A 5,478-nucleotide genomic window follows, 5' to 3' on the forward strand; every position below is an offset into this window, starting at 1 on the left:
GGACTGGGTACTGGGAAAGAATGGGATCAAAATAATTCTTTCCCAGTACCCAGTCCCTAGTTCCAAGTCACTTCTAATTCCGATGCCAGCGCGTACCATCACGGCTATCAATTAGCGTAATACCTTCTGCTTGAAGTTCGTCACGAATGCGATCGCTTTCGGCAAAATTTTTGCCTTGACGCGCTTCTTGCCTTTGCTGAATTTTCGCTTCAATTTCCGCATCGCTTAAACCATTATTTTTGTCAGGTTCTGCTTCTATCTCGGCTTCTAAACCCAAAACTCTAGCCAATGTGACAAGGGTTTGCCATTGATGCTTTAACTTATCTGGAGATGTTTCGGTTTTCCCTTCATGTACAAGAATATGCCCCTCACGGCGCAGTTCTTTAGCTAATTCAAAGAGTACTGTTAATCCACCTGGAAAATTAAAGTCGTTATTCACAATTTCTTGAAAACGCTCAACATCTGAATTTTCAATTGGGGAATGTTCTCCCTTTTCTAGTTCCCAGCCTAGTTTTTTGCCGTATTGGTAGCCGAAAAGTAAACCTTCCTTAATGGTGTGCCAACCGTTGGTTGCTGCGGCGATCGCTTCGTCGGTAAAATCTATGGGTGTACGATATTGAGCAGTTAGCACAAATAACCGTACTGCCATCGGGTCAACTCCTCGATCCAGTAAGTCTCTAATAGTGGTAAAGTTGCCCAAAGATTTGGACATTTTTTCACCATCTACCTTCACCATGCCGTTATGCAACCAGTAACGCGCTAGGGGTTTTCCTGTTACAGCCTCAGATTGGGCAATTTCGTTTTCGTGGTGGGGAAAAATTAAGTCAGCACCACCAGCATGAATATCGATGGTATCACCCAAGCGATCGCGTACCATTGCCGAGCATTCTATATGCCACCCCGGACGACCTGCGCCCCAAGGTGATTCCCAAGCGGGTTCTCCCGGTTTTGCTGCTTTCCATAAAGCAAAATCAAAGGGGTCTTTCTTTTTCTGATATTCTGGATCTTCTACGTTGACGCGCTCGCTTTTCCCCGCTTGCATATCTTCTAACCTGCGTCCAGAAAGCTTGCCATACTCAGCAAACTGCCGGACTGCATAATAGACATCACCATCAGAGGGGTAAGCAAAACCTTTATTTTCTAATTCATGAATTAACCGTTGAATGCCATTCATCGTGTGGGTAGCGCGGGGATATTCATCGGCTTCTTTGATTCCTAACCGCGCCATATCCTCAAAATATGCTTTGATAAAGCGATCGGCCACAGCTTCCATTGATGAATTTTCAACACGGGCTCGATTGAGAATCTTGTCATCAATATCAGTAAAATTTTGGATATATCGGACTTCATAACCGATAAACTGGAGGTATCGGCGGATTACATCCCAAACAATGCAAGCTCTAGCATGACCCAAATGGCAGTAGTCGTACACCGTCACGCCGCAGTAATACATCTTAACCTTGCCTGGTTCGACTGTTTCAAACGGTTCTTGACGACGGGTGAGGGTATTGTAGAGTGTTAGGGTCATAACAGAGTAATGCTGAAATAAGGAGATACGTAATAATAGGGTAAAGCAGCTGGGATGACAGTCCAGCATCCCTATGCTAGTGTTTTCTGGACTATCTGCGCTACATTACTATTTTTTGACTATTTGATAACAGCGCTATGCAATCAGCAGTTACACCCGAATCTTCGGCAATGGATACGCCCAAACAAGGAATGCCAGTAACAATTATTACGGGATTCCTCGGTAGTGGGAAGACGACTTTACTCAATCATATCCTCAACAACCAACAGGGTTTAAAAACCGCTGTTCTCGTGAATGAATTTGGTGAAATTGGCATCGACAACGAGCTAATTGTTTCCACTGGTGAGAACATGGTGGAACTAAATAATGGTTGTATTTGCTGCACTATTAATAATGATTTAGTAGATGCAGTTTACAAAGTTTTAGAACGCCAAGAAAATCTAGATTATCTAGTAGTGGAAACAACTGGATTAGCAGATCCGCTACCAGTAGCTTTAACATTTCTGGGCACAGAATTACGAGATTTAACCCGCTTAGATTCGATTATTACCGTGGTAGACGCGGCGAATTACAGCCTAGATTTATTTAACTCTGAAGCCGCATACAGTCAGATTGCATACGGTGATGTTATTGTGCTGAACAAGGCCGATTTGGTTGATGAAGCCACTTTGAACGAGTTAGAAACAAAAATTAACGAAGTTAAGGAAGGAGCAAGAATTATTCGCGCTACGCGATCGCAAGTGCCACTTCCTTTAATTTTGAGTGTTGGTCTGTTTGAGTCGGATAAATATTTTGACACAGTGGTGGATGAACACGATCATCACGATCATCATGACGATCATGACCACTCAACATGCGGTCACGATCATCACGACCATGACCACGATCACCACGATCATCATCATTCTGACCATTTAGAAAATGATGGTTTTACTTCCATCTCTTTCCAAAGTGACAAGCCTTTTTCTATTAGGAAGTTTCAGTATTTCTTAGATAACCAGCTACCCTCAAATATCTTCCGAGCCAAGGGGATTATGTGGTTTGATGAAAGTCCGAAGCGTCATATTTTCCACCTTTGCGGTAAACGCTTCACCTTGGATGATGATGAATGGCAAGGTCAATTGAAAAACCAACTAGTACTGATTGGTCAAAATTTGGATCGTGAGGCTTTAATTAGTCAACTCGAAAACTGTATTTGTCTACCTTCAACCTCTCGTGGTAAAGGGTTTGGGAAATAAAAGTTAGGAGTTAAAAGTTTACTACTCGTTCCCAGGTGTAACCTGGGAATGAATTCCCAATTACTTCGCCATCTATTAACTTACTATTGCGTTCGCTCCAGTAAGTTAAATCTCCGTCGTAATATTAAACAGAATTTTCTGGGCATCATGTGCCGAACATCCTGGTCTAAAACCGTAGTTTCTAGCATGAAATGTTGCTTCATGTGCTGGTTCTAAAGCAGATTTTGCGATTGCTTGCCAAAGTTGTAAAAAATTTTCCCCCCAGCTAATGCCGTCCCCCCGATGTCTTGGGGGGACTAAGAAGGGTAGCAACAATTTCAAATTCTCACGAATGATTTAGGATTGCTATATACAGATGAAATTGCGCCTTCATCAACTTTTAGTTTCTACCTTTGAAAGAGTTTAGCCATTCTTGAACTTGTTCGCGGGCAATATCGCGCCCTCCAAGACCAAAGGCTAGGGCAATAGCAACTGCGATCGCACCGAGTAAAAGTCCAAAGGCTAAATTCACAATATCACTGGCAACTCCAATCTGTTGCAGTGCCATTGCAGAGACTAAGGCAATAATGGCAATTCGCGCTACTTGTCCCAAAATCTCTGCCTGACGTTCGCCGGAACTGGTAATGATATTAAAAGCTAGATTTGCCAGGAATAAGCCAATAGCAAATATCACCAATCCCGCCAAAATTCGCCCAAATATAATCACAATACCAGACACTAATGCTGTCAGGGCTGGAATATTCAAGATATTCACCGCCGCCACCGTTGCAAACAGCATGATACCCACTAAGGCAACAATACCTGCAATTTCCGATGGAGTGCGGTTTGGGATATGGGCAGTTGTTGGTTCAGTTGAAATTTCGATGCGTCTAGTGGGTGTAGTCAGACCCAAAATAGTGAAAATGTTGTTAAAGCCTAAATTGGTGAGGATACTTGTAACTAAATCCGCCACAAACCGCCCCACAAAATAGGCAACAATTAAAATTGCCACGGCTGTAAAGATGGCAGGGAGAGCGTTGAGAACCTGTTGTAGCATGGCGATCGCCGGGACAGATATCGCATCAATTCGCAAGGCATTAAGCGCTGCGATCGCTACAGGAATCAAAATCAAAACATAGACAATTGTGCCGATAATATTCGATAGAGGTTGCACCCCCGCACTTGCAGATAATCCCAACCGGCTACCTAAATGGTCAATACCAGTTGTCGCCAACAAGTTCGTCACAATCCGCCGGACTACATTAGCGATGAACCAACCAACTACAGCAATTAAGATCGCCGCTAAAATGTTCGGTAGAATTAGCAGAACTTCTGTAATGAGAGCTTGTACTGGTTGTAAAGCCTGCCTTAGTCCAAGACTATCTAAAACTGGGGCAAGAAACAGTAAAAATATAAACCAATACAGAGCATTAGCAATCGTCTCACTTAGAGACAACTGATTTAGGCTGGGTGCGCTGTCTTCTGGTTCTGGATTCAAACGCTCATCCAGATTAAATGCCTGTAATGAGCGCACAGTGATAATCTTGACAATGGTCGCCAAAAACCAGGCGGTTGCCAAAAGGATTCCCGCACCAACCAAATTTGGCAAAAAGCCAATAAGTTGATTGAGAAAATTATTGAGGGGTCGAGAGGCTACCTCCAGATCCAATGTCTGTAAAACAGCTACCGCCGTCAATAGAATAATGCTCCAAAAGACTAAGGTGGAGATTAATTTCTCCACCTGGGGAACATCTTGACGACCTGTTATCCCTGTGGCAATGCGGTTATCGATATTTGTGCGCTTGAGGATTCCTTGCGTTACGGCTGCTGCGATCGCTGCAATTAGCCAACCTACTAACAAAATTGCTACTGCCCCCAGAAGACGGGGCGTAAACAGAATTATCTGTTGAATAATACCTTGTACATCAGCGATTCCTTGATTCACTGCTGGTTGCGTCGGTTGCAGACTGGGGGATTGTGCCAAAAATTGCTGCACCCTCATGGGCAAAACAACTTCTATCACCTGGATTATTCCTTGCCAAGTTGTATTCATGGTTTTCGGGAATTAAGCTTAAGTATTCGCCGCAAACACTGAGTAAGTGTTTTGCCTATCAATTTACCAGTAAAAACATACATCTATGGCATTGATATCAAGAGTAATTTTTGACTTTGTTACTAATATTTGATTTAATTTACTGTCAGTGCTGAGTTTTGCGTTACTCTAATTGCAGCAACAGCATCGAAAATCTGCAATGCCTCAAGTTTTGGAGCAATCGATTCAAATTAATGCTACAGCTACGGTGGTAGAGCGCTGTATTAGCGATTTAGCTCTCATGCAACGCTGGCTCAACCCTGTCCTCCGTTGCGAACCTGTGGGTGAATCTTGGAGTACTGATGTCGGCAGTAAAAGCCGTTTTATCATTCAAATTCCTCTACTGAAACCTACGTTGAATAGCGTAGTTGTGGAACGACAACCGGGTTTGGTAGTCTGGGAATTTCAGGGATTTTTTCAAGGGCGCGATCGCTGGGAATGTCAACCCACAGAAAAGGGAACGCTCCTACTAAACCGTTTTGAGTTCGATATTCCTAACCCCTTAGTGAGTTGGGGTTTCAATACCTTTGCCGCATCTTGGACAAAAGAAGATATGCAAGCCCAACTCCGCCGCCTGAAACGAGTCGCAGAAAATTCGTAATTGGGCATTGGGCAGAAAAGGTAGAGGGGCACGGGGGGCA

General features: G+C 43.5%; 4 protein-coding genes and 1 pseudogene. 2 read left to right on the plus strand and 3 right to left on the minus strand.

The annotated features are described in order from the left end of the window. Positions 1-73: 73 nt before the first annotated feature. The gene (cysS, locus tag G1O98_RS36455) at positions 74-1,528 is read right to left on the minus strand and encodes a cysteine--tRNA ligase (RefSeq protein WP_163939098.1); all 1,455 of its coding nucleotides are present in this window, start codon (positions 1,526-1,528) and stop codon (positions 74-76) included. Positions 1,529-1,665: 137 nt separating this feature from the next. On the opposite strand from cysS, the gene G1O98_RS36460 reads away from it, so the two are divergent. Further along, positions 1,666-2,766 (plus strand): GTP-binding protein, encoded by a 1,101-nt coding sequence (locus G1O98_RS36460; RefSeq protein WP_163939100.1) that lies wholly within the window; start codon positions 1,666-1,668, stop codon positions 2,764-2,766. A gap of 126 nt (positions 2,767-2,892) precedes the next feature. On the opposite strand, the pseudogene G1O98_RS39535 reads toward G1O98_RS36460, so the two are convergent. Both G1O98_RS39535 and G1O98_RS36465 read right to left on the minus strand, forming a co-directional pair. Continuing rightward, positions 2,893-3,006, minus strand: a pseudogene (locus G1O98_RS39535) (reverse transcriptase); the annotation flags it as partial. 139 nt (positions 3,007-3,145) lie between these two features. Beyond that, the gene (locus tag G1O98_RS36465; RefSeq protein WP_163939102.1) at positions 3,146-4,798 is read right to left on the minus strand and encodes a mechanosensitive ion channel; all 1,653 of its coding nucleotides are present in this window, start codon (positions 4,796-4,798) and stop codon (positions 3,146-3,148) included. A 199-nt stretch (positions 4,799-4,997) separates the two neighbouring features. On the opposite strand from G1O98_RS36465, the gene G1O98_RS36470 reads away from it, so the two are divergent. Beyond that, the gene (locus tag G1O98_RS36470) at positions 4,998-5,438 is read left to right on the plus strand and encodes an SRPBCC family protein (RefSeq protein WP_163939104.1); all 441 of its coding nucleotides are present in this window, start codon (positions 4,998-5,000) and stop codon (positions 5,436-5,438) included. The last annotated feature ends 40 nt before the right edge of the window (positions 5,439-5,478 follow it).

The organism is Nostoc sp. UIC 10630 (assembly GCF_010747425.1).
GTDB lineage: Bacteria > Cyanobacteriota > Cyanobacteriia > Cyanobacteriales > Nostocaceae > Nostoc.